This window comes from Pseudomonas sp. LBUM1657, assembly GCF_059716075.1.
This window is the reverse complement of sequence record NZ_CP166799.1, coordinates 1,202,252-1,227,229: the sequence shown is the minus strand read 5'-3', so window position 1 is coordinate 1,227,229 and position 24,978 is coordinate 1,202,252. Positions and strand designations below refer to the sequence as shown.

Sequence of the window (24,978 nt, the reverse complement as noted above, 5' to 3'; positions counted from 1 at the left end):
CGCGAAGAGGCGATCACATTCAACATTTGTGTTGGCTGACACACCGCTTTCGCGAGCAAGCCCGCTCCCACAAGGGCCCGGTTTCCATAGAAGAACAATAGCTTCGAAGAGGACAAAACAATGCAGACCAAACTCTTGATCAACGGCCAACTGATCGACGGCGACGGCCCCGCCCAACCGGTGTTCAACCCGGCCCTCGGTCGGGTGCTAGTGGAAATCAACGAAGCCAGTGAAGCCCAGGTCGACGCCGCCGTGCGCGCCGCCGACAGTGCCTTCGAAGGCTGGTCGCAAACGACGCCAAAAGAACGCTCGCTGCTGCTGCTCAAACTCGCCGACGCCATCGAAGCCCATGGCGAAGAGCTGGCCAAACTGGAATCGGACAACTGCGGCAAACCCTACAGCGCCGCGCTGAACGACGAGATTCCGGCGATTGCCGACGTGTTCCGCTTCTTCGCCGGCGCCAGCCGTTGCATGAGCGGTTCGGCGGGCGGTGAATACCTGCCGGGCCATACCTCGATGATCCGCCGCGACCCGGTGGGCGTGATCGCCTCCATCGCGCCGTGGAACTACCCGCTGATGATGGTCGCCTGGAAAATCGCCCCGGCCCTGGCCGCGGGTAATACCGTGGTGCTCAAGCCGTCGGAACAAACCCCGCTGACCGCGCTGCGCCTGGCCGAACTGGCGTCGGAAATCTTCCCGGCCGGCGTGCTCAACCTGGTGTTCGGTCGGGGGCCTACGGTCGGCAGCCCGCTGGTCACCCACCCGAAAGTGCGCATGGTGTCGCTGACCGGTTCGATCGCCACTGGCGCAAACATCATTTCCAGCACCGCCGACAGCGTCAAACGCATGCACATGGAGTTGGGCGGCAAGGCGCCGGTGATCATCTTCGACGACGCGGATATCGACGCCGCGGTGGACGGCATCCGCACCTTCGGTTTCTACAACGCAGGGCAAGACTGCACCGCCGCCTGCCGCATCTATGCTCAGGACGGTATCTACGAAAAATTTGTCGAGAAGCTCGGCGCAGCGGTCAGCAGCATCAAGTACGGGTTGCAGGATGATCCAGCGACCGAACTCGGGCCGCTGATCACCGCGCAGCATCGCGACCGCGTGGCCGGGTTTGTCGAACGCGCCGTGGCACAGCCGCACATTCGCTTGATCACTGGCGGCAAGGCGGTGGACGGCAATGGTTTCTTCTTCGAACCGACGGTGCTGGCGGACGCGCAACAGGATGACGAGATCGTCCGTCGCGAAGTGTTCGGGCCGGTGGTGTCAGTGACCAAATTCACCGACGAAGCGCAAGTGCTGGGTTGGGCCAACGATTCAAACTATGGCCTGGCGTCGTCGGTGTGGACCTCGGATGTCGGCCGCGCCCATCGCCTGTCGGCGCGGTTGCAGTACGGCTGCACCTGGGTGAACACGCACTTCATGCTGGTCAGCGAAATGCCCCATGGCGGTCAGAAACTGTCCGGGTATGGCAAGGACATGTCGATGTACGGGCTGGAGGACTACACCGTGGTGCGGCATGTGATGTTCAAGCACTAAAAGCTTCGCGAGCAAGCCCGCTTCCACAGGTGACCGCATTCCCCTGTGGGAGCGGGCTTGCTCGCGAATGGCGTCACTGCGAAATCAAGGAAGAAAGCGGCAACACGTACCACCAGGCTCCATCCCCAAGAAACCATTCCTTGGATTCGAATAAATAAAGGCAAAACTGCGCCTCAGGTGCCGCTTCTCTGCACCCATTGCAAAAACAGGAAAATCCTACAGATAGAGCCTTCCGGAGAAGGCACCGATTCCTACAACAAGCGTCGCCAGAGTAGACTTGGCGCCGCGAGCGCCTGAACGATAGGCTTCACCTCGTCGCTGCCAAAATCAGCGATCCGGAGTCGAAGCCGGGAAATGTCAGAACGGTGCTTACGTGCCCCCATAGAACTGTGGCTTTTTTTGCCATTAGTTCTGCTTTATGGCGGGCCGTGTGGCGCGGGCCTTTCGGCTTCCGTTTTGACTGGAAGTGTCCCGACTTCGAACGCCACTCGGTTCGCCACCCAACCTATCGAAGGGCTGGTGGCGACTTTCCCTATCAAAACGGAAGTTACCTTCATGCATTCGCACGCTCAAAATTCATTCAGTAACTCTTCAAGCCGTCTTCTCGGAGGCAGGCCATGACGCATCCTCACTTCACCCCAACCGTCTTCACCCGCCACAACCGCTTCCTCCACGCCTTCATTCAGGACAATCAAGCCTGGTTCTGTGCCCAGGACCTCGGTCGCTTGATGGGCAGATCACTGAATGAACGGCTAACCCTGAAGCTCGACCCCGATCAGCGTCGCAATGTCTGGTTGCTCAAGGACGGTAGAACAGTCGAATCAATGATGGTCAGCGAGTCAGGGATGTACGCCCTTCTCGTTCACCATTTCGTGCCGGAAAACCGAAACCTGCGCCAGTGGCTGAGCAACGAAGTCATACCTACGCTGCGTGCTTCGAAAGCGACATCTGTGGATAACACTCCCAGCCTGAGTTCGCTGCAATGGGCCGGCATCTCGGTTCCGCTGCTGCACTGGCAGCATCAGGCCTGGATCAAGTGGCGGGATATGCCTGATCTGATGCTGGCACATCGGCCGTTCACCATCGTGGGCACTTGCAGTTGAAGGTAGGGTGAATAAACGAAAAGGGGCGGACTTTATAGTCCGCCCCGTTGGTTAATCAGCCCCTAAAAAACTTCCGCGTTTAACCTTCCAAAACTTCAATCCTCACCTCGCAGCAGCGTCATCAATTCATGGGGGCGCCATTTGATATCCGCTTTGCCTCGCGCGGCTTCGAACTGATCGGGAGCGCCAGTCTTGAAAGACTTGTCTTTTGGCTCCGGAATCGTGATGTCTTCCTCGTTGCTCATGATTGTAGACATGATAATTCCTGAATTTGCCCCGCCGCTGTCGTAGCCGGATTCTTCCCGCTCTATAGGACCCGACCGCAACACATCGTCACGGCCAAATCCCCTCCTCTTCAAAACCGCGAAACACTCCTCATCGCATCCACCAGATACCGCATCGCTATCCGGTCACTCTCCGACAACTCCCGATAGCGCTCCACCAGTTTCATTTCCTCCGAATTGAGCCGACGCCTGCGCCGCGCCGTGGCCAGGAATGGAAAAATCCCCAACAGTTCGGTGATGCCTTGTACTTTCGACATGGACGATGTCCTTCTATACGTCAAAGAAAACTGCAGAAAACCGCATCGCCCTACTACACTTTCAGTCGTCGCTTGGTGCGCGCTGAACCCACCGGCCTGAAGGGCCGCGAAACCGGTCATGTCCATAGAATAGAAATTTATCGGGCGCTGAAAAGCGGTTTTTAGAGTAATTAGTCGAAAAAAGCAGAAATGCCCTATAAATCAGAAAGTGCTGTCGGAAAACTTGCCTGACATTTCTTGTTTCATTGCTGCGCTATTGCTATGCCATCAATCATTTTTTCTCTGTAACCGAACGGTTTAAGCTATTTGGCATCTGTTTAAAGTCCGTTGCGTTTGGCCGAAGGCATGTCCGAACCGATATTTCTGATCCAGCACGTGCCAGGAACGGCGCGGGATTGTTCACGACAGGTTGTACTTATGCATCGCAGGAATTTGCTCAAAGCGTCCATGGCCATCGCGGCCTATACCGGTCTATCGGCTACTGGCCTCTTGGCCGCTCGTGCCTGGGCGGGCAGTGGCGCAGCGGATGGCGAGGCTCAAGCCTTCGATTTCGAAGCCCTGAAGATCCAGGCCAAGCAGCTCGCCGGCAGTCGTTATCAAGACACCAAGCAGGTGTTGCCGCCGACGCTGGCCACCATGACGCCGCAGAACTTCAATGCGATCCGCTACGACGGCAATCATTCGTTGTGGAAGGAGTTGAATGGTCAGCTGGACGTGCAGTTCTTCCATGTCGGCATGGGTTTCAAGCAGCCGGTGCGCATGTACAGCGTCGATCCCAAGACGCGTCTTTCGCGGGAGGTGCATTTCCGCCCTTCCCTGTTCAACTATGAAAAAACCACGGTCGACACCAAGCAGCTCACCGGCGATCTGGGCTTCTCCGGATTCAAGCTGTTCAAGGCTCCGGAGCTGGACCGGCACGACGTGTTGTCCTTCCTCGGCGCCAGCTATTTCCGTGCGGTAGATGCCTCCGGCCAGTACGGCCTGTCGGCGCGTGGTCTGGCGATCGATACCTACGCCAAGAAGCGTGAGGAATTCCCGGACTTCACCAAGTTCTGGTTCGAGACACCGGACAAGGACAGCACCCGCTTCGTGGTCTACGCCCTGCTGGACTCGCCAAGTGCCACCGGCGCTTACCGTTTCGACATCGACTGCCAGGCCAGTCAGGTGGTCATGGCCATCGACGCGCACATCAATGCGCGCACCGCCATCGAACAACTGGGCATCGCGCCGATGACCAGCATGTTCAGCTGCGGCACCCATGAGCGGCGCATGTGCGACACCATTCACCCGCAAATCCATGACTCCGACCGCCTGGCCATGTGGCGCGGCAATGGCGAATGGATCTGCCGTCCGCTGAACAACCCAGCCACCCTGCAGTTCAACGCCTTCGCCGACTCGGACCCGAAAGGTTTCGGCCTGGTGCAAACGGATCACGAGTTCGCCAGCTATCAGGACACCGTCGACTGGTACAGCAAGCGTCCGAGCCTGTGGGTAGAACCTACAACCGCGTGGGGCGAAGGCTCTATCGATTTGTTGGAAATTCCTACGACCGGTGAAACCCTCGATAACATCGTCGCCTTCTGGACGCCGAAAAAACCGGTCGCGGCCGGTGATTCGCTGAACTACGGCTACAAGCTCTACTGGAGCGCTCTGCCGCCGGTCAGCACGCCACTGGCACGGGTCAACGCGACTCGGTCGGGTATGGGCGGCTTCATCGAAGGCTGGGCGCCGGGCGAGCATTATCCGCCAGTCTGGGCACGTCGCTTCGCCGTGGACTTTACCGGGGGTGGTCTGGACCGCTTGCCAGAAGGCACGGGGATCGAGCCGGTGGTCACGTGCTCGAACGGCGAGGTCAAGGATTTCAACGTGTTGGTGCTCGATGACATCAAGGGCTACCGCATCACATTCGACTGGTACCCCACCAATGACAGCGTAGCGCCCGTGGAACTGCGGCTGTTCATCCGCACCAATGACCGGACGTTGAGCGAAACCTGGTTGTACCAGTATTTCCCACCGGCGCCGGACAAGCGCAAATACCCCTAAGCTTCGCCAAGCCTCGACATTTCATTCGGTTTTCCGAACGCGACCTGCCGGTCGGTTCGGTTAACCGGATCATCCCGCCTAAAAATCTCCGCCATAAATTTTTAATCCCCTTACAAATCAAGCATTTGACCTATTTCGTCTGGCCTGGCACGAGTCATGCTCTACACTCTTGAACGAATGCTTTGTTGCGCCAACCCTTCAGGAGCCGGCAGACATTCGAAGCACAAAAGGGCCGATGAACTGGCTCCATAAAAAAAACAATGTCGAGGAAAATTTGATGCGCATCGTTCCCCATCTCCTGGGCGCAGCCATTGCTGCCGCTCTGATTAGCACTCCAGTTTTCGCAGCCGAGCTCACCGGCACACTGAAGAAGATCAAAGAGTCCGGTGTGATCACCCTCGGGCATCGTGACGCTTCCATTCCGTTTTCCTATATCGCGGATGCTTCCGGCAAACCGATCGGCTACTCCCACGATATCCAGCTGAAAATCGTCGAAGCCATCAAGAAAGACCTGGACATGCCGAATCTCCAGATCAAATACAACCTGGTGACTTCGCAAACCCGTATCCCTCTGGTGCAAAACGGCACCGTGGACGTCGAGTGCGGTTCCACCACCAACAACGTCGAGCGTCAGCAACAAGTTGCCTTCTCCGTCGGCATCTTCGAAATCGGTACCCGCCTGCTGTCCAAGAAAGACTCCGCGTACAAGGATTTCGACGACCTCAAAGGCAAGAACGTCGTGACCACCGCCGGCACTACGTCCGAGCGCATCATCAAATCGATGAACGCCGACAAGCAGATGGGCATGAACGTCATCTCCGCCAAAGACCACGGTGAATCCTTCCAGATGCTGGAATCGGGCCGCGCTGTTGCGTTCATGATGGATGACGCCCTGCTGGCCGGTGAAGCCGCCAAAGCCAAGAAGGCGGATGACTGGGCCGTGACCGGTACTCCACAGTCCTACGAAATCTACGGCTGCATGGTTCGTAAGGGTGACGAGCCGTTCAAGAAGGCAGTCGACGATGCCATCGTGGCGACCTACAAGTCGGGCGAGATCAACAAGATCTACGAAAAATGGTTCATGCAGCCAATCCCGCCTAAGGGCCTGAACCTGAACTTCCCTATGAGCGAAGAGCTCAAGAAGCTGATCGCCAATCCGACCGACAAAGCGGCTGACGAAAAGAAATCCTGATTTCTGACTAACCTTATCTCCTGAGAGGGCCTCTGCCCTTTCAGGAGGTTGTCACTCCCTGCTGGCATTTTTGGAAACACTCGAACCGGTGGCTATCGAGCCGCTCGTGTGTGCCTGACTCTCAAGGTCGGGGCGGGAACGGAGTTTCCCCAGGCGGGCATTTGTACATCGAACGATCTGAGGGGAGACCCTAATGAATTACAACTGGGACTGGGGCGTGTTCTTCAAGTCCACCGGCGTGGGCAGCGAAGTTTATTTCGACTGGTACGTCTCCGGTTTGGGCTGGACCATCGCCATCGCCGTCGCTGCCTGGATCATTGCCTTGCTGCTGGGTTCGATTCTGGGCGTCATGCGCACCGTGCCGAACCGCATCGTATCGGGCATCGCGACCTGCTACGTCGAACTCTTTCGTAACGTGCCGCTGCTGGTTCAACTGTTCATCTGGTACTTCCTGGTACCCGACCTGCTGCCGGCAAACCTGCAAGAGTGGTACAAGCAGGACCTGAACCCGACCACTTCGGCTTTCCTGAGTGTCGTCGTGTGCCTGGGTCTGTTCACTGCCGCGCGGGTTTGCGAGCAAGTGCGCACCGGTATCCAGGCGCTGCCTCGCGGCCAGGAAGCCGCCGCTCGCGCCATGGGTTTCAAACTGCCGCAGGTCTACTGGAACGTGCTGCTGCCCCAGGCCTACCGGATCATCATTCCGCCGCTCACCTCGGAATTCTTGAACGTGTTCAAGAACTCGTCCGTGGCGTCGCTGATCGGTCTGATGGAGCTGCTCGCGCAGACTAAACAAACCGCCGAGTTCTCCGCCAACTTGTTCGAAGCGTTCACCCTGGCGACGCTGATCTACTTCACCCTGAACATGGGCCTGATGCTGCTGATGCGCGGCGTCGAGAAGAAAGTTGCCGTACCGGGCCTGATCTCCGTAGGGGGTAAATGATGGAATTCGACTTCTCGGGCATCATCCCGTCCCTGCCGGGTTTGTGGAACGGCATGGTCATGACCCTGCAACTGATGGCGCTGGGCGTGATCGGCGGGATCATCCTTGGCACGATCCTCGCGCTGATGCGCTTGTCCCACAGCAAACTGCTGTCGAACATTGCCGGCGCCTACGTTAACTACTTCCGTTCGATCCCGCTGCTGCTGGTCATCACCTGGTTCTACCTGGCGGTGCCGTTCGTGCTGCGCTGGATCACCGGCGAAGACACCCCGATCGGCGCATTCGCCTCGTGCATCGTGGCGTTCATGATGTTCGAAGCGGCGTACTTCTGCGAAATCGTCCGGGCCGGCGTGCAGTCGATTCCCAAGGGCCAGATGGGTGCAGCCCAGGCCCTGGGCATGAACTACGGCCAGATGATGCGCTTGATCATCCTGCCGCAAGCGTTCCGCAAGATGACCCCGCTGCTGTTGCAACAGAGCATCATCCTGTTTCAGGACACCTCGCTGGTCTATGCGGTCGGCCTGGTGGATTTCCTCAATGCTTCGCGCGCCAGTGGCGACATCATCGGCCGCTCCAATGAGTTCCTGATCTTTGCCGGTTTCACATACTTCATCATCAGCTTTGCCGCCTCGCAGCTGGTCAAGCGTCTGCAAAAAAGGTTCGCCGTATGATCTCTATCAAGAACGTCAACAAGTGGTATGGGGACTTCCAGGTACTGACTGATTGCAGCACCGAGGTCAAAAAAGGCGAGGTGATCGTGGTGTGCGGGCCGTCCGGTTCCGGCAAATCCACCTTGATCAAGTGCGTCAATGCCCTGGAACCGTTCCAGAAAGGCGACGTGGTGGTCGATGGCACATCCATCGCCGACCCGAAAACCGACCTGCCGAAACTGCGTTCGCGCGTTGGCATGGTGTTCCAGCATTTCGAGCTGTTCCCGCACCTGAGCATCATGGATAACCTGACCATCGCACAGATCAAGGTGCTGGGTCGGAGCAAGGAAGAAGCCGGCAAAAAAGCCCTGCAACTGCTCGAACGCGTCGGTCTTTCGGCCCACGCCAAAAAGCATCCGGGGCAGCTCTCCGGTGGTCAGCAGCAGCGCGTGGCGATTGCCCGTGCGCTGGCGATGGACCCGATCGTCATGCTGTTTGACGAACCGACCTCGGCGCTGGACCCGGAAATGGTCAACGAAGTGCTGGACGTGATGGTGCAACTGGCCCACGAAGGCATGACCATGATGTGCGTGACCCACGAAATGGGCTTTGCCCGCAAAGTGGCCGACCGCGTGATCTTCATGGACCAGGGCAAGATCATCGAAGACTGCAAGAAAGAGGATTTCTTCGGCGACATCAGCCACCGCGCCGAGCGTACACAGCACTTCCTCAACAAGATTCTGCAGCACTAAGAAAGGCACCGCTCCCCAATGTGGGAGCGGGCTTGCTCGCGAATGCGGTGTGTCAGTCATATTAATGCTGAATGTGCCGCCGTCTTCGCGAGCAAGCCCGCTCCCCCATCAGGTTGGTGGTGGCTTGTAGGTAAGTGTTGTGGTTGACCCAAGGCATCTGTGATGAAATGCGACCCCACTCTCTATCGCGCCGCGCCGCCATCACTCGCCGTGAAACCCCGTCTGATTCGCCACCTGTTCCTGCCGCCGCTGGTCATCGCCTTGATGGTCGGATTGGGTTACCTCGGCTTCTGGGTCAGTGAACACTACGGCATCCGCAATCTCAGCGAGAACGGCCAACGTCAGTTGGAACTGCACGCCCGGGCCGTCGAGAGCGAGATCAGCAAGTACACCTACCTGCCCAGCCTGCTGGAACTCGAATCCAGCGTTTCAAAGCTGTTGGCCGACCCGTCGCCGGAATACCGGCAAACGGTCAATGAATACCTCGAAGGCCTGAACCGGCGCAGCCGCAGTCGGGCCATCTACGTGATGGACACCACCGGCCGTGTCATGGCCACCAGCAACTGGCGCGATGTCGACAGTTACCTCGGTGAAGACTTGTCCTTCCGTGCCTATTTCCAGAATGCCGTCCGCGGTCAGCCGGGGCGTTTCTATGGCATCGGCAGCACCAGCGGCGAACCCGGTTACTACCTGGCCCACGGCCTGGAAGAACACGGCAAGATTATCGGCGTCGCGGTGGTCAAGGTACGTCTTGAAGCCATGGAAGAACGCTGGCAGCGGGCGCGTCTGGAAGCCTTTGTCAGCGACGAAAACGGCATCATCATTCTCTCCAGCGATCCGGCGCGACGGCTGAAGTCGGTGGTGCCGCTAAGCGACGAGACCAAGGAAAAACTCGCCCGCAGCCTCCAGTACTACTGGTTCCCGCTGAATGAACTGCAACCGCTGGCCCGGGAGAAACTGGCTGAAGGCGAGGAAAAACTCACCTTCCCCGCCAACAGCGAGGTGGAGTCCGATGAAGAAGACATCAGCTACCTCTCACAAACCCGCCCGCTGAGCGACACCCCGTGGAATTTCACCCTGCTCACGCCTCTGCAGGATTTGCGCCGCGAAGCGATCAACCAGGGGATTCTGGTGGCGGTGGCGTTTGCGCTGGTGGCGTTCCTGCTGATCGCCTGGAACGAGCGGCGCAAGGTGATCGCCACCCGCCTCGCCGCCCGGGAAGCCCTGCAGGAAGCCAACAATCAACTGGAGCGTCGGATTACCGAACGCACCACCGACCTGCGCGCCAGCAACGAACGGCTCAAGGGCCAGATCCGCGAACGCCGCCACGCCGAAGAGACGTTGCGCCGGGCCCAGGATGAACTGGTGCAGGCCGGCAAACTCGCCGCCATCGGCCAGATGTCCACCAGCATCGCCCACGAATTGAACCAGCCACTGGCGGCGCTGCGGACGTTGTCCGGCAACACCGTGCGCTTTCTTGAGCGCGGGCAACTGGACGTGGCCAGCACCAACCTCAAGACCATTAACGAACTGATCGACCGCATGGGCCGGATCACCGCGAGCCTGCGCTCGTTCGCGCGCCGCGGCGATGACAAAGGCCAGGCCAGCCTCAGCAAAGCCGTGGACGCCGCGTTGCAACTGCTGAGCAGCCGAATGGACAGCGTGCATTTGCAACTGCATCGCGATTTCGCCGATGTGCAGGTGATGATCGACCAGACCCGACTGGAGCAGATTCTGGTCAACCTGGTCGGCAACGCCCTCGATGCGATGCAGGCGCAACCGCTTCCGGAGTTGTGGCTTGAAGGCGAAGTGTTCGATGGCAAATATCGCCTTCGGGTTCGCGACAACGGCCACGGCATCGACGCCGAAGCGCGCAAGCATCTGTTCGAACCGTTCTTCACCACCAAACCCGGCGAACAGGGCCTGGGCCTCGGCCTGACCCTGTCAGCAAGCCTTGCCGCCGCCACCGGCGGGCATCTGGGTGTCGAACACCCGGCCAGCGGTGGTACCACCTTCGTCCTCAGTTTACCGTTGGTAAGCCTCACTTCCGCCGAGCCAATATGAACAACGACCTTAGTGTGCTGATCGTCGAAGACGACCCCCATGTACTGCTCGGCTGCCAACAGGCGCTGACCCTGGAAGACATTCCCTGCGTCGGCGTGGGCAGCGCCGAAGAAGCGCTGGAACGGGTCGGCGACAACTTTGCCGGGATCGTCATCAGCGACATTCGCCTGCCCGGCATCGATGGCCTGGAACTGCTGACCCGGCTCAAGGCCCGCGATCGCAGCCTGCCGGTGGTGCTGATTACCGGTCACGGCGACATCTCCATGGCTGTCGGTGCGATGCAGAAAGGCGCCTACGATTTCATGGAGAAACCCTTCTCCCCCGAACGCCTCGTGGATGTTGCCCGCCGCGCGCTGGAGCAACGCAGCCTGGCCCGGGAAGTCTCGTCATTGCGTCGGCAATTGGCAGAGCGGGATTCCTTGGAAGGCCGGATCATCGGCCGCTCGCCGGCCATGCAGAACCTGCGGGAATTGATTGCCAACGTCGCCGATACCTCAGCCAACGTGCTGATCGAAGGTGAAACCGGCACGGGTAAAGAGCTGGTCGCTCGGTGCCTGCATGACTTCAGCCGCCGGCACACCAAACAGTTCGTCGCGCTGAACTGCGGCGGCCTGCCGGAGAATCTGTTCGAAAGCGAAATCTTCGGTCACGAGGCCAACGCCTTCACCGGCGCCGGCAAACGGCGGATCGGCAAGATCGAACACGCCGACGGCGGCACGCTGTTCCTCGACGAAGTGGAAAGTATGCCGTTGCCGTTGCAGATCAAACTGCTGCGGGTGTTGCAGGAACGCACCCTCGAACGCCTCGGTTCGAATCAGAGCGTGGCGGTGGATTGCCGGGTGATTGCGGCGACCAAATCCGACCTGGATGAGTCGAGCAAGGCCGGTGAATTCCGCAGCGACCTGTATTACCGCCTCAACGTGGTAACCCTGGAACTGCCGCCACTGCGCGAGCGGCGCGAAGACATCCTGCAGCTGTTCGAACACTTTTTGCAGCAGTCATCCCTGCGCTTCGACCGCGCGGTGCCGGAGCTGGACAACCAGACCCTGTCGACTCTGATGAGCCACGACTGGCCGGGCAACGTGCGGGAACTGCGCAACGTGGCCGAACGTTTTGCCCTTGGCTTACCAGCCTTCAAGAAAACCGGCGCCACTGGCAGCAACCAGGGCCTGGCCTTCGCCGAAGCGGTGGAAGCCTTCGAACGCAACCTGCTCAGCGATGCCTTGCAGCGCAGCGGCGGCAACCTGACCCAGGCCAGTCAGGAACTGGGCATGGCCAAGACCACGCTGTTCGACAAAGTGAAGAAGTACGGGCTGAGCCATTAATTGATCTGATGCTCAAAGCGCCTTGGGCTCAATTCCTTGTGGGAGCGGGCTTGCTCGCGAAAGCGGTGTGTCAGTCACATCAATGTTGAATGTGCCGACGCCTTCGCGAGCAAGCCCGCTCCCACAGGTTCCGTTCAACACAGCTAGACCCCCACGGCTGATGCCGATTCTGTCAACTGACCGTTCCGCCCTTCGCCTCGCTCATGATCTGCCTGATCGCCGCGACAAATGTCTCCACAGGCTGCCCGCCCGTGACCGCGTACTGCCCGTTGAAGACAACGGTCGGCACCGAGCTCACGCCACGGGACAGCCACAGTTGTTCCTCTTCGAGCGTTTCCTTGGCGAACTCATCCGAAGCCAGAATCGCCTCGGCCCGCTGCTGCTCCAAACCAACACTTGCGGCGATCTGCGCCAACTGAGCGTGGTCGGACGGATTGCCGCCGTCGGTAAAATACGCCTTGAACAGCGCCTCCTTCAGGTTGAACTGCAACCCCTCCAGCCCCGCCCAGTGCAGCAAGCGATGGGCATCGAAAGTGTTGTAGATGCGGCTGTTACCGTCCGTGCGAAAGGCAAACCCGACCTCGGCTCCGCGGGCGCGGATCATTTCGCGGTTTTTCTGGGATTGCTCGGGTGTCGAGCCATATTTCTCGGTGATGTGTTCGGTGATGTTCTGCCCTTCAGGACCCATCTTCGGGTTCAGCTCGAACGGCTGGAAACGGATCTCGGCCTGGACTTCGTCCCCCAGCAGATCCAGCGCCCGCGTCAGGCCGTACAGGCCGACGACGCACCAGGGGCAGGACACGTCGCTGACGAAATCGATTTTCAGGGGGGTACTCATCACTCACCTCGCAGACTGGAACGTGCCGGAAAGCTTGCACGATACACCTGTGCAGATGGCTTTGTACGGGAGTGGGTTTTGCTTGCGAAAGCGCTGGGTCAGGCGGCTTCGACGTTGAAGGTGATGCCGCCTTCGCGAGCAAGCCCGCTCCCACATTCGACCGTATTTCTCTATGAGAGCTCGGTCACCTGTGGGAGCGGGCTTGCTCGCGAAGAGGCCCGACCGAACACAGCGAGTTCAATGACTACAGCAGATTATGCTCAGCCACCGGCTCGATCTGCGCCCAATGCGAAGTGTCTTCCCGGTGAGCCCGCAAGTACGGCAACACCGCCGCCAGCAACGGCGCCTTGAACGCCTCCTGAAAGCGATGGGCCAGCCCCGGGATCAATCTCAACTCGCTGCCACGCAGATGCGCCGCCAAATGCACCCCGTGCATCACCGGCAACAACGGATCCGCCGTGCCATGCACCACCAGCGCCGGTACCCGCAATTGGTTGAGCAACGCCACCCGACTTGGCTCGGCGAGAATCGCCATGATCTGACGCTTCACGCCCTCGGGATTGAACGCTCGGTCATAAGACAGCGCCGCCTGATGCAACAGCGCCTGCCGGTCATCACTCACCGTCGGGCTGCCCAGCGCCGCCAGCAGGTCGGCCTGTTGTTCGAGGGCGGCTTCACGATTGGGCGCCCCGCGGCGCGCGAGCAACTGCACCAACGCCGCACTGGGCGCCGGCAAGCCTTCGGCGCCGGAACTGGTCATGATCAGGGTCAGGCTCTCGACCCGCTGCGGTGCCATGGCCGCCATATGCTGGGCGATCATCCCCCCCATGCTCGCGCCCAACACGTGGAATTGCTCGACGTGCAACGCACTCATCAGGCCGAAGGCGTCGTCGGCCATGTCGGTCAAGGTATACGGCGCCGACACGGGCAAACCGAGTTTGTAGCGCAGCACTTCGAAGGTCAGGTTGGCGTCGACCGGCGTTTGTCGCCAAGTGGACAGGCCAACATCGCGATTGTCGTAGCGAATCACCCGAAAACCTTGCTGACACAGGGCAACCACGACTTCGTCCGGCCAGTGAATCAACTGTCCGCCCAGGCCCATCACCAGCAGCAGCGCCGGGTCCGAGGCACGGCCGATGCTCTGGTACGCCAGGCTCACCTGCGCCAGATCGACCCGTTCGGTCGGAACATTGATATCGCATCGCGACGCCGCCAGGGACGGCAGGCCAAACAACAACGCGGCCAAAAATAAAAATACACGCATGAAAAACACCGAAACGCAGAACCCCAGTAGAGCGCGAGTCTGATGAAGTTTGTTCAAGCGCGCTGCCACAGTTACGTGACAGTTTGATGAAGAGTGCTGAACGGTCATCGGCATCGGAAATGGCATAGCGCGATAACTATGTACCACCACCCTCCAATCCTCCCGATCTCTAATGCCCTGAACGCCGGCACAGCCCGGCCTTCCTGCCATCTGGAGACCCGTCGCCATGCTCGATGTACCCGCCCCCATACCGGCCGACTTTGGCCTTGCCCACCCTTTGTTCGCCAACCCGGATCTGAATCTGTTTCTGCTGGCGTCGGCGCGCTGGAATGATTGCCACGAGCAGTGGATCGAACTCATGGCGCAGAGTCCGGCGCCCGATGCTGACTGGATCGGTTGGTGGAGCGCACGCGCACCCGGCACCGCCCTGTCGCGCAAAGCGCTGGCCATCCAGTTGTACCGTCAGCATTTCGAGGCCTCGAGTCAGTTGGCTTTTGCCGAAGGAACCTTGTCTGACGAACAGATGAACGCGCTGCAGGTAATCGTCGATCCGGACCTTGAGCCGACGCTGCCCGACGCCCGCAATACCCGTGTCGAACAACCGCTGCTACATAGCACCGATGACCGACGCGTCGAACTGTCGGGGGCGTTGATCATCAGCCGGGATACGGACGCGGCCCTATTGTTGTATGTGCCCTTTCAGCCATCAGCCTGGATGAATTTTACAAACCGCAACGAGCTGGAACGCTGGTTGATCGAACATCATCCGCAAACTGCCGGGCAGTTCAACGTCGACTACACCCCGTTCGAAAACTCTGCGCTGGAGAGGAGTGCCGACTCCCTGCTGTCGCGATGGTCCTCCGAGCCAGTCGATCAACAGTGGCGCAGCGAAGCTGTTTTTGCCCCGGCCCCCGAACTGCCGATAGACGACACGACCGAAAGCCCTTCTCTGTTCGGCCTGTTGAACCCGGACATTCCGCTGGGCATGCGTCACAGCGCTTTGGCACAGCAACATATGGCACTGGACAACTTGCTCGGCGAAGACTTTCAGGGTCAGCACATTCTGAAGCAGCAACTCGACGCGCTCATCGCCGCAGAGCAGGCCAGCACCACGGCGGCCTCCGCGCTGCTCAATGCGGACCACCCGCTGAAGATGCTCGAACTGCGTCGACAACCGAATGAGCACTACAGCGCCCTTTACCAGGCACGTCTGGCCGGCCTGCTGGCCGAAGCCGACGTGCAATTGAGCCTGAAGCAGATCAGCGCCGAAGAGCATCAGTGGCTCAAGACGGTGCTGGAGTCGCCCGATCAAATGGATCGGCATGCGGACGTGGTGGCCGCGCGGCTGACCCTGTCGGCGAACGATACGGATGGCGTTGACACCACCACTCAGACCGAGGAGCTGGACGGCGTGTTGGTGTTCACCCATCCGTCGGCGCTGTTGACGTCCTCGTCCTACAGCCTGCTGTTGTACTGGCCGGGGCGCTTCGGCGGCTTGCAGCGTTTCGCCTCTCGCCAGGACTTGGAACAGACGCTGTTCAAACTGACGGCCACCGACAACACGCAGACGCTGCACCTCGCGGCACTGACCGGTAACCCATTCGAATACGCGTTCCAAATTCAGCTCTACAACTGCGAAGAGCAGGCTGCCCGGCTGATCGCGACCAACCCCGTCCCCTCCCATGCGCGCCAGCGTTCGGTGGCGTTGGAAACACTGCGCGAGCAAACGCTTGGCCGCCTGACGGTACCGATACCGGCCGCCCGGGAGCGGGCTTACGCGCAAATTATCGAGCAACAAAACAGCAGCGCTCTGGCGGGTGAACTGCCGCCGTGGCTCGGTTCACTGTCCGACACGCAACGGGCTCGGCTCAAGCGTCTGTTCACCTCTTACATCAAGGCGATGAAACGCTCCCATGCGCTGCTCGAACGCGAACTGCCGCCCCGGGATGCCTTCAGCGAAAAAGCCATCATTGCACGCCTGCGTCAGGACTTCAGCCTCACGCAAGGTTTTGCGGTGAGGTTGGACGTGCCCGACTCAACCACTTGGCAAAAAGTCGTGAGCGACGGCGCCGCACCGGGAACGCCCCAGCAAAACGCGCTGATCGCCAGTCAGCAACGAAGCTTGTTATCGCTCGCCGAGCTGGCGCAGAGCAATATCGATCAATCGATGTGGTGGCGACTGTCGCTGATGAAGGCTGAGATCACGGTGGATGACGAGGCCGTGCGCAAGACACTGAAAGCCGGCATCACGCTGCCCTATCTGCGCCAACTCGTCACCGAACTGGACCTGGCAGGACGTTATGAAACCCTGATACGTGACACCTTTCTCGGTACCTCGACCGCGTCAGCCTTCAGTAACCAGCACCGTCGTGAATGCCTGAGCGAACCCTGGCGCCTGATGCTCAAGCTGCAAGGCGAATTTGCCCTGCTCAGACGAGAGATCGATGCCGACGGTCGGCAAGTGCTGGAGATCGCCATCGACGCCAATAGCCGCGAGGCGTATGAGGTCAACGGCAAGCGCATCGTGTTGTGGCCGGCGCATCTCAGCGTGGGTGGTGCCGATACGGACAATCAAGGGCCGAGCACCTTGTCCGGCATTACCTTCATTCACGAGCGCAACACCGGTCTTACCCTGCTCTACTTGCCCGACAGCCCCGACGAAGTATTTCTGCGCCAGTACGACAGCCTTGAACGGGCACGAAAGGCCCTGTTCAACCTGTGCTTGCACAGCAACATGGCCAACTATCTGGCCGGGCGTGCGCTCAAGGGTGATTTCGCTCGCCATGTCAGCCGCATCAACCAGGCGCTGCTGAAAAACTTCGATGGGATGATCGGAATCGGCACCGCTTGGCCACCCACCACGTCCATGGCGAGCCACCTGTTGAATGTGCATATGGGCCGTCTGCTGGAAGCCCATCGGGCGACCTCCCGTTCCAACGACGCGTTGTACCTGGAGCGCTACGCCCTGCAATCCGGAGTCTTGTTCAATTACTTGAAGATGGCCATTGGCATGTTGCCTTTCATGGGCAGTGCCATTGCCTTGTACGACGCCTGGAGCAGCGCCAATCGGGCGGTGGCAGCCGCTCTGCACGGCGATGTTGGCCAAGGTCTGGCCGAGGTTGAAGCGGTGTTGCTGGCATTGATCGACGCGGCGATGGACGTTCTTCCTGGCACTTTTGCGGCGCCCGCTGCCGCTCGCCTGGCAACACGCCACCGTCAGCTCGGGACATTAGGAAAGAGTGTCGGTGCCATGCAGGTATCAACTGGGCGACAGGCCCGGCGCACCCGCGATTACTTCAAGGGATATGAATACGAAAAGGAGATTTCCCTGGCCGGCCTGCAACCTGGCACCGATGGCCTTTACCGCCAGGTTTATCGACACGCCGAGGGTGACTTCATGATCAGCCAGGGGCGCCTCTACCAAATCGAGTTGAGTGGCAGCCCGCCGCGCTGGCGTTTGAGCGGGTCCGGCACGCGCACCTACAAGCAACCCATCGCCCTTGATGAGGCAGGCAACTGGAACACCCACTACGCGGTGTACGGCACCCTGATCGAGGGCGGCGGAGTGGGAGGTGGTGCCGCGCTCGGTCACATGGCTGACGGGCTCGATCCGCTCTGGCCCGCCGCCATCCGCCGCTGGCTACCGCGCTGGTGGACGGATCGAACCTTGCGTCGCCAGCAGGCCCTGACCAACACCGCCGATGCGTACACCCGGCAACTCGATACGCAGACTCGCCGTACCAACAGCGCTCTGGATCACTATTACAACCTTGAACCGAGTCAGCGTCAGGCACGCAGGGCGCAGCTCGATGGCGCCTGCTCAACCGACATCGACATCGCACAAAGCCAATACCGGAATCTGGAAGAGCTCAAGCTATTGACCCATGGCAGAAAACGCACTCAGGCCGAGGCCATACAAAGCACCTGCGCCTGGGTGGTGGTCGACCGCTCGCTACGTCGCGTGAATCTGGCCACGGAAACGCTACTGGAACTCCTCAACCGCATTGATGAACTTGTTGCGCGTTCGGACACCACACCGGGTCTCAATGCCGCCGAACATTTACAGCTTTTGACGCAACGCAAGACAACCCGCAAAGCCTTTCTTCAAGTGTTTGACCAACAGCACGCCACTGTCGAACAGGCCAACAGCTGGAACGCTCGCATCACCAACCGCACCCAGAAGACCAAAATGGCCGCTGACCTGGCGAACATTAACGAAAAACTCAGCGACACCAATTACGCTTATCTGAAAACGGCGCATGTGCTGGAAACCATCAGCCACTACGACGCTATCGACGACCTGTCCTGGGTTTATTTACATGTGCAGATAAAAGAGGCACGAACCAACGTCGGACGCACGCTGCTCACCCAGCACCAACTTCCCGAAGTACGCGCCAACGTAGCCCAGCGCAACAAAATACTGGAAGACTGCCTGACGACTTACACCGAGCTGCGTCGCAGCCTCAATGCCTGGACGCTGGGCTATCCGCATCACCTGGACCTGGAACAAGTCGCGGTGTTTCTGGACAGCCTGACAAGGGTGGAAGACTTCGCTCGCCATGCCATCAAAAACCGATCCTCCGTCACTCCCATCGAAGGGCGCATGGGTAAAAAGCTCTTTGAAACGGAGGACAACCGGTTACTGATCGGCGTGGAAAACACCGACACAGCGACCCGTCAAAAGCGCTTCACCGTCGAGGGTGTCGACGGCCGAACGGAAACCTGGCTGCCACGCCCCAGCGGCAAATATCACCTCAGTGCACAACCGGGTCCTGCTCGACTTCAGCTCCCGACCGACATCAAGCCGTTGCTGGCAGAGGCGAGAAAAAGGCTGGGTGCCGCAGGCGCCTACCAAAGCAAAGTCGAAGGTTACGCGCGACAACACATGCTGCCGATCGACCTTGAGCACATGATGAGCAGCGAAGCCGCGGAATTGAATGTGCGTGCCGAAGCCATCGAACGGCTGTCGCCTACGGAGCCGGTCGCGCAGCAATTACGCGGTCGGGCGGATGAGTTTGTGCGAGCGGGACGCACGCTGCGAATTGATCAGACCCTGAACAGCAAGACCCCGACCGAAGGCTATCTGGACTATTTGCTGGAACAGCAGGTCGTGGACATCCGCAAGGAAGGCGGATTGCGGGATCTGGGCAAACGCCCTGACCGAACGAGGGATTTTCTGCAGGAGTATGAGGTACGCGATCTGACGCAGACCCCGCCGCGGCCCTTGTGGTATGCGCACTTTCATTACACATCAGCAAAGTCGCCGTTCAACGAGTTCGTCAAAGCGCATTTGAAGCTACCCGAAAAACGCAACCTGGGCTTGCACTGGCAACAGGCTCAGGCGAGTAGCGGTGCCCAGGTTGAGTCGATCTGGCGGGGAGAGATTGGCAAACCGCTCGGCCTCAAACACTTTTCAGCGCTCTGAACGAAAAACAGCGGAGCACACACCGTGCCCCGCTGTTCTGCCGCAGTCGGTCAGGCCAGCTGGCTACGCAACTGCCGTGCTGCCGCGACCATGTTCACGAGCGCCGCTTCGGTTTCCGGCCAGGCGCGGGTTTTCAAACCGCAGTCCGGGTTGACCCACAACCGCTCGGCTGGAATGCGTTTCACGGCTTTGCTCATCAACTTGACCATCTCGGCCGTGTCCGGCACCCGTGGCGAGTGGATGTCATACACGCCCGGGCCGATATCGTTCGGGTAGTCGAACGCTTCGAAGGCTTCCAGCAACTCCATGTCCGAACGCGAGGTTTCGATGGTGATCACGTCGGCGTCCATGGCCGCGATGGACTCGATCACATCATTGAATTCGCTGTAGCACATATGGGTGTGAATCTGGGTTTCGTCACGCACACCGGAGGCGCTCAAACGGAAGGCTTCCACTGCCCAGTCCAGGTATTCCTGCCATTGCGCGCGGCGCAGCGGCAAGCCTTCGCGGAACGCCGCTTCGTCGATCTGCACGATCTTGATGCCGGCGGTTTCCAGGTCCACCACTTCGTCACGCAGGGCCAGGGCCAGTTGTTGCGCCTGGATTTTGCGCGACACATCTTCGCGTGGGAACGACCACATCAGCATGGTCACGGGACCGGTGAGCATGCCTTTCATGACCTTGTCGGTCTGGCTCTGCGCATAGGTGATCCAGTCGACGGTCATGGCGGTCGGGCGGCTCAGGTCGCCGTAGATGATTGCCGGTTTCACACAACGCGAACCGTAGCTCTGCACCCAGCCGAAACGGGTGAACAAGTAGCCGTCCAGTTGCTCGGCGAAGTACTCGACCATGTCGTTGCGTTCGGCTTCACCGTGCACCAGCACGTCCAGGCCCAGGCGTTCCTGGACTTGCACGGCGTGGCGGATTTCGCTGTGCATGGCGTCGGTGTAATCGTTGGCCGACAGTTTGCCTTGCTTGAAGGCCTGGCGTGCCAGACGGATGGAACCGGTCTGCGGGAACGAGCCGATGGTGGTGGTCGGGAATGCCGGCAGTTTCAAACGCGCACGCTGTTGCTCGATACGTTTGGCAAACGGCGAGTGGCGTTGGCTGTCCGCCGCACCGATCGCCGCAATACGTGCTTGCACCTCAGCTTTATGGATACGCGGCGACTCGGCGCGGCTGGCCTGAATGGCACGGCTCTCGGCCAGCGCGGCTTGCACTTTCGGCGATTGCGGGTCGTTCAGGGCGTCGCGCAGCACGGCAATTTCGCCACACTTCTGCACGGCAAACGCCAGCCAGCTTTTCAGTTCCGGATCGAGCTTGTCTTCACGATCCAAATCCACCGGGCTGTGCAGCAGCGAGCAGGAACTGCTGACCCACAGGTTGTCGCCAAAGCGTTCCTGGGCCGGTTGCAACTGAGCGAGTACTTGCTCCAGTTCGCAGCGCCAGACGTTGCGTCCGTTCACCAGGCCCACCGAGAGAATCTTGTAGGTCGGCAGACGATCCAGCACTTGGCCGAGTTGGTCCGGGGCGCGTACTGCGTCGATGTGCAAGCCTTGCACCGGCAAACCGACTGCCAGCCCAAGGTTGTCTTCCAGGCCACTGAAGTAGGTCGCCACGAGTTTTTTCAGCGGCGAGTATTGAAGGATGTGGTAGGCGCGTTCGAAGGCGTTTTTCCAGTCTTGTGGCAGGTCGAGGGTCAGGATCGGTTCGTCGATCTGCACCCATTCCACGCCCTGTTCCGCCAGGCGACCGAGGATTTCATTGTAGACCGGCAGCAGGCGTTCCAGCAGATCGAGCTTGTCGAAATCGTTGCCTTTGGCTTTGCCCAGCCACAGATAAGTCAGTGGGCCGATGATCACCGGTTTGACGTTGTGGCCCAGGGCCTTGGCTTCATCGACTTCGTCGAACAGCTGTTCCCAGCTGAGTTTGAATTGTTGGTCAGCGCTGAATTCCGGGACCAGGTAGTGGTAGTTGGTGTCGAACCACTTGGTCAGTTCCTGAGCGTATTGCGCTTTGGTGTGTTCACCGCCGCAGCAGGCCGCGGTGGCGCCACGGGCCATGGCGAACAGGGTGTCGAGGGTCGGCAAGCCTTGTTCATCCTTGGCGCTGTCGAAACGCTCGGGGATCACACCGAATGTCAGCGAGTGGCTCAGCACCTGGTCATACCAGGCGAAGTCGCCGACGGGCAGCAAGTCGATGCCGGCGTCTTTCTGCAATTGCCAGTGGGTGGCACGCAATTGGCGGCCGACGCTTTTCAGCGCGTCCTGATCCAGATCGCCCTTCCAGTAGGATTCGAGGGCTTTTTTCAGTTCGCGGTCAGCGCCGATGCGCGGAAAACCAAGTGTGTGGGCCAGAGCCATGGGAATATTCCTCCTTGTAAAAGATGGCGCTATTGTCGACAGACAACCCAACATGAGACAAACTCAACCTTTTCGTGTTGATCACAAGTTTTCCTCATGGAGCCCCCGGTGCTTGAAATCCGTCACCTGAAGACCCTGCACGCCTTGCGCGAAGCCGATAGCCTCGTGGATGCGGCCGACCGCCTGCACCTGACCCAATCCGCCCTGTCCCACCAGTTCAAGGAGCTGGAGGAGCGCATGGGCATGCCACTGTTCGTGCGCAAGACCAAACCAGTGCGTTTCACCAGCGCCGGGCTGCGCCTGCTGCAACTGGCTGACGCTACGCTGCCGCTGCTGCGTGGCGCCGAACGGGATATCGCAAGGCTGGCGGGGGGCACGGCGGGCCGTTTGCACATGGCGATCGAGTGCCACAGTTGCTTCCAGTGGCTGATGCCGACCATCGATCAGTTCCGCGATGCCTGGCCGGAAGTCGAGCTGGACCTGGCCTCAGGTTTTTCCTTCGCCCCGCTGCCGGCGCTGGCCCGGGGCGACCTGGACCTGGTGGTGACTTCCGATCCGCTGGAGCTGGCCGGGATCACTTACGTGCCGTTGTTCACTTATGAAGCGATGCTCGCGGTGGCCAACCAGCACCGTTTGGCAAGCAAGCCCTACATCGTCCCGGAAGACTTGCTCACGGAGACGCTGATCACCTACCCAGTGGAACGTGATCGACTGGACATCTTCACCCGCTTCCTCGAACCGGCCGATATCGAACCGGCCCAGGTTCGCACCTCGGAACTGACAGTGATGATGATGCAACTGGTGGCCAGTGGTCGCGGTGTCTGCGGCATGCCCCATTGGGCGCTGCATGAATACAGTTCACGGGGTTATGTGAAGGGCAAGCGGCTGGGCGAGAAGGGTTTGTTTGCGACGCTGTATGCCGGCATTCGCGCCGACATGCTGGATGCGCCATACATGCGCGATTTCTTGCTGACGGCGAAAGACACGTCGTTTTCGACACTGGATGGTGTTAGCGCCGTTCGCTGATCAAATGTGGGAGCGGGCTTGCTCGCGAAAGCGGAGTGTCAGTCAACATTGATGTAACAGACAGATCGCATTCGCGAGCAAGCCCGCTCCCACAGGGATTTTCTGTGGCCACATTTTTTGTGATCACCACATGGGATTGTGGTGGCTTCAGATTTCTCGCCACATATGGATCTTGTCGAAGTAGTCCTCGCCCACCCGCACCGCCAGCGGTTCGAGGCCGTACTGAATGAAGCCGCAGCGCAGGTACAGTTTGAACGCCGCTTCATTGCCCGCGGTGACGGTCAGCTGGATCAGCCGCAGGCACTGGCGGGTTTGCGCTTCAGCCAAAGCCGCCTGAACCAGCTGATAACCGAGCCCACGCTGGCGCACCTCGGCGGACACGTACATGCCGAACAGCGTCGCCTTGTGCCGGGCCTTTTCCCGAGGCTCGAAGGCCAGACCGACGATGCCCGCCAGTTGCCCCTCCTCGAACGCCCCGAGCACCACGTCCAGCTTGCTGGTCAGGCGCGACTCCCACCAACTCAACGGCATCGCAGCGCGTTCGCGTACGCTAGAGGTGAACGCCTGGGGATGCCGATCGTAGGCTTCGAGCATCAGCGCCCGATAGTCCAGGGCATGGCTGGCATCCAGTCGTTCAATCCACATGTTCAAGCCGTCCGTCGTTGTTCAAGCATCAGCCGCACCGCCAGCGCGGACAGCACGAAGCCCATGAAATAGCGCTGCACCGCCAGCCAGGTCGGGTTGTTGACGAACCAGGAAGCGATGCCCGCCGCAAACAACGCGATGAGCAGGTTGACACAGAAACTCACACTGATTTGGGTCAGGCCAAGGACGATACTCTGGGTGAACACCGAACCGTGCTCAGGCGTGATGAACTGCGGAAACACCGACAGGTAAAACACCGCGATCTTCGGGTTCAACGCGCTGGTCAGAAACCCCATGGTGATCAGTTTGCGCGACGAGTCCGGCGGTAACTGCTGGGCCTCGAATGGCGAGCGCGCCCCCGGTCTGACCGCCTGCCAGGCCAGCCACAGCAGGTACAGCGCGCCAGCCCATTTCAACACTTCGTAGGCCATCGGCACTGCCAGAAACACCGCCGTCAAACCGGCCGCCGCGGCGAACAAATGCACGAAAAAACCCGCGACCACACCAAGCAACGAAGTCACCCCGGCCTTGCGGCCCTGGCAGATCGAACGGGAGATCAGGTAGATCATGTTCGGCCCCGGTGTCAGCACCATCAGCAACGCGGCAGCGGCGAAAATCAGCAAGTCTTGAAGCGGGATCATTGGCAGTCGTTCCGTGAGAATGATCAGGCGGTCGTGATTAACGAGGCTCGATAAAACGGCAGGATCAGGTCCCGTGTCAATGGCGCCAGCGTGACATCACCCTCGGTGGCGGGGTCGATCCAGCGCACCTCCTCGATCTCCGCCGCCGGGGTAACGTCTGAATCGATTGTCAGCTGAAAGAGTTCGGCCTGTACGACAAAACCCGGCTCATTGGCGGCCGGTGCCGAGAATTGCCCCAGGTAGGTGGCGTGCGCCGGATCGATGACTAAACCCAATTCTTCTTCCAGTTCACGGGCCAGGGCGTGAACCGGTTGCTCATGGGCTTCGATTTTGCCGCCGGGTTGCATGAACGCCTCGGTGCCGCGCTTGCGAACCAGCAAGGTTCGTCCGTCGGGACCGATCAACAGGGCGGCGGCGATGCGGATAAGGCGGGGGGAAGTTGCGGATGAAAGGGTCATGGATCGGGATTGGCCTTGGGGAAAAGGCGCAAGGATCACATGAGCGTCGGGGCGGCGTCACGCCGGAAACGCTCTGCGGAGCACCGTGGATCCCTGTGGGAGCGGGCTTGCACGCGAAGGCCATTTGTCAGGTGACGTGTTTTTTTGATGGGTGTACCTATCC

19 protein-coding genes are annotated in these 24,978 nt (G+C 59.8%); 11 read left to right on the top strand and 8 right to left on the bottom strand.

Annotated features, from left to right (window positions below; translation table 11 throughout):
* The first annotated feature begins 120 nt into the window (after positions 1-120).
* The gene (locus ACA055_RS05480; protein WP_497682710.1) at positions 121-1,545 is read left to right on the top strand and encodes a gamma-aminobutyraldehyde dehydrogenase; all 1,425 of its coding nucleotides are present in this window, start codon (positions 121-123) and stop codon (positions 1,543-1,545) included.
* 617 nt (positions 1,546-2,162) lie between these two features.
* Entirely contained in the window at positions 2,163-2,648 is a 486-nt protein-coding gene (locus ACA055_RS05475) for a BRO-N domain-containing protein (protein ID WP_497682709.1), read from the top strand.
* Between the two features lie 95 nt (positions 2,649-2,743).
* Here the strand turns inward: ACA055_RS05475 and ACA055_RS05470 are convergent, their stop codons facing one another.
* Both ACA055_RS05470 and ACA055_RS05465 read right to left on the bottom strand, forming a co-directional pair.
* Positions 2,744-2,905 (bottom strand): hypothetical protein, encoded by a 162-nt coding sequence (locus ACA055_RS05470; RefSeq protein ID WP_497682708.1) that lies wholly within the window; start codon positions 2,903-2,905, stop codon positions 2,744-2,746.
* A gap of 98 nt (positions 2,906-3,003) precedes the next feature.
* Positions 3,004-3,189: a hypothetical protein gene (locus ACA055_RS05465; protein ID WP_497682707.1), complete on the bottom strand. Its 186-nt coding sequence runs from the start codon at positions 3,187-3,189 to the stop codon at positions 3,004-3,006.
* Between the two features lie 417 nt (positions 3,190-3,606).
* Here ACA055_RS05465 and ACA055_RS05460 point away from each other — a divergent pair, with 417 nt between their 5' ends.
* The 7 genes from ACA055_RS05460 (at position 3,607) to aauR (ending at position 12,155) form a co-directional block, all read left to right on the top strand.
* On the top strand, positions 3,607-5,232 hold the full coding sequence (locus ACA055_RS05460; RefSeq protein WP_497682706.1) for a glucan biosynthesis protein D: 1,626 nt from the start codon (positions 3,607-3,609) through the stop codon (positions 5,230-5,232).
* Between the two features lie 277 nt (positions 5,233-5,509).
* Positions 5,510-6,424, top strand: a complete 915-nt coding sequence (locus ACA055_RS05455) for a glutamate/aspartate ABC transporter substrate-binding protein (RefSeq protein WP_497682705.1) — start codon at positions 5,510-5,512, stop codon at positions 6,422-6,424.
* 193 nt (positions 6,425-6,617) lie between these two features.
* Positions 6,618-7,364 carry an amino acid ABC transporter permease gene (locus ACA055_RS05450; RefSeq protein ID WP_497682704.1) on the top strand — a complete coding sequence of 249 codons (747 nt, stop codon included), beginning with the start codon at positions 6,618-6,620 and terminating at the stop codon, positions 7,362-7,364.
* On the top strand, positions 7,364-8,035 hold the full coding sequence (locus ACA055_RS05445) for an amino acid ABC transporter permease (protein ID WP_149419884.1): 672 nt from the start codon (positions 7,364-7,366) through the stop codon (positions 8,033-8,035). The genes ACA055_RS05450 and ACA055_RS05445 overlap by 1 nt, the downstream gene beginning before the upstream one ends.
* Positions 8,032-8,766, top strand: coding sequence for an amino acid ABC transporter ATP-binding protein (locus ACA055_RS05440; RefSeq protein WP_497682703.1), 735 nt, complete (start codon positions 8,032-8,034; stop codon positions 8,764-8,766). The genes ACA055_RS05445 and ACA055_RS05440 overlap by 4 nt, the downstream gene beginning before the upstream one ends.
* 162 nt (positions 8,767-8,928) lie before the next feature.
* Positions 8,929-10,830 carry a two-component sensor histidine kinase AauS gene (gene aauS / locus ACA055_RS05435; protein ID WP_497682702.1) on the top strand — a complete coding sequence of 634 codons (1,902 nt, stop codon included), beginning with the start codon at positions 8,929-8,931 and terminating at the stop codon, positions 10,828-10,830.
* Positions 10,827-12,155, top strand: coding sequence for a two-component response regulator AauR (aauR, locus tag ACA055_RS05430; protein ID WP_497682701.1), 1,329 nt, complete (start codon positions 10,827-10,829; stop codon positions 12,153-12,155). The genes aauS and aauR overlap by 4 nt, the downstream gene beginning before the upstream one ends.
* Positions 12,156-12,327: 172 nt before the next feature.
* On the opposite strand, the gene ACA055_RS05425 is transcribed toward aauR, so the two are convergent.
* Together ACA055_RS05425 and ACA055_RS05420 are read right to left on the bottom strand one after the other, a co-directional pair.
* Entirely contained in the window at positions 12,328-12,993 is a 666-nt protein-coding gene (locus ACA055_RS05425; protein ID WP_497682700.1) for a DsbA family oxidoreductase, read from the bottom strand.
* 244 nt (positions 12,994-13,237) lie between these two features.
* On the bottom strand, positions 13,238-14,257 hold the full coding sequence (locus ACA055_RS05420) for an alpha/beta fold hydrolase (protein ID WP_497682699.1): 1,020 nt from the start codon (positions 14,255-14,257) through the stop codon (positions 13,238-13,240).
* A gap of 226 nt (positions 14,258-14,483) precedes the next feature.
* On the opposite strand from ACA055_RS05420, the gene ACA055_RS05415 reads away from it, so the two are divergent.
* A complete protein-coding gene (locus ACA055_RS05415; protein WP_497682698.1) occupies positions 14,484-19,682 on the top strand; it encodes a dermonecrotic toxin domain-containing protein in 5,199 nt (1,732 codons plus the stop codon).
* 50 nt (positions 19,683-19,732) lie between these two features.
* On the opposite strand, the gene metE is transcribed toward ACA055_RS05415, so the two are convergent.
* Complete coding sequence (gene metE / locus ACA055_RS05410; RefSeq protein ID WP_497682697.1) at positions 19,733-22,045, bottom strand: 5-methyltetrahydropteroyltriglutamate--homocysteine S-methyltransferase; 2,313 nt, start codon at positions 22,043-22,045, stop codon at positions 19,733-19,735.
* 108 nt (positions 22,046-22,153) lie between these two features.
* Here metE and metR point away from each other — a divergent pair, with 108 nt between their 5' ends.
* A complete protein-coding gene (gene metR, locus ACA055_RS05405) occupies positions 22,154-23,071 on the top strand; it encodes a transcriptional regulator MetR (protein WP_497682696.1) in 918 nt (305 codons plus the stop codon).
* Positions 23,072-23,218: 147 nt separating this feature from the next.
* Here metR and ACA055_RS05400 read toward each other — a convergent pair whose 3' ends face one another.
* From ACA055_RS05400 to ACA055_RS05390, 3 genes are read right to left on the bottom strand one after another with little or no spacing between them, the layout of a single operon-like run.
* The gene (locus ACA055_RS05400; RefSeq protein WP_497682695.1) at positions 23,219-23,716 is read right to left on the bottom strand and encodes a GNAT family N-acetyltransferase; all 498 of its coding nucleotides are present in this window, start codon (positions 23,714-23,716) and stop codon (positions 23,219-23,221) included.
* Between the two features lie 2 nt (positions 23,717-23,718).
* Positions 23,719-24,357: a LysE family translocator gene (locus tag ACA055_RS05395; RefSeq protein ID WP_497682694.1), complete on the bottom strand. Its 639-nt coding sequence runs from the start codon at positions 24,355-24,357 to the stop codon at positions 23,719-23,721.
* Between the two features lie 23 nt (positions 24,358-24,380).
* Positions 24,381-24,815 carry an NUDIX hydrolase gene (locus tag ACA055_RS05390; RefSeq protein WP_497682693.1) on the bottom strand — a complete coding sequence of 145 codons (435 nt, stop codon included), beginning with the start codon at positions 24,813-24,815 and terminating at the stop codon, positions 24,381-24,383.
* Positions 24,816-24,978: the final 163 nt, after the last annotated feature.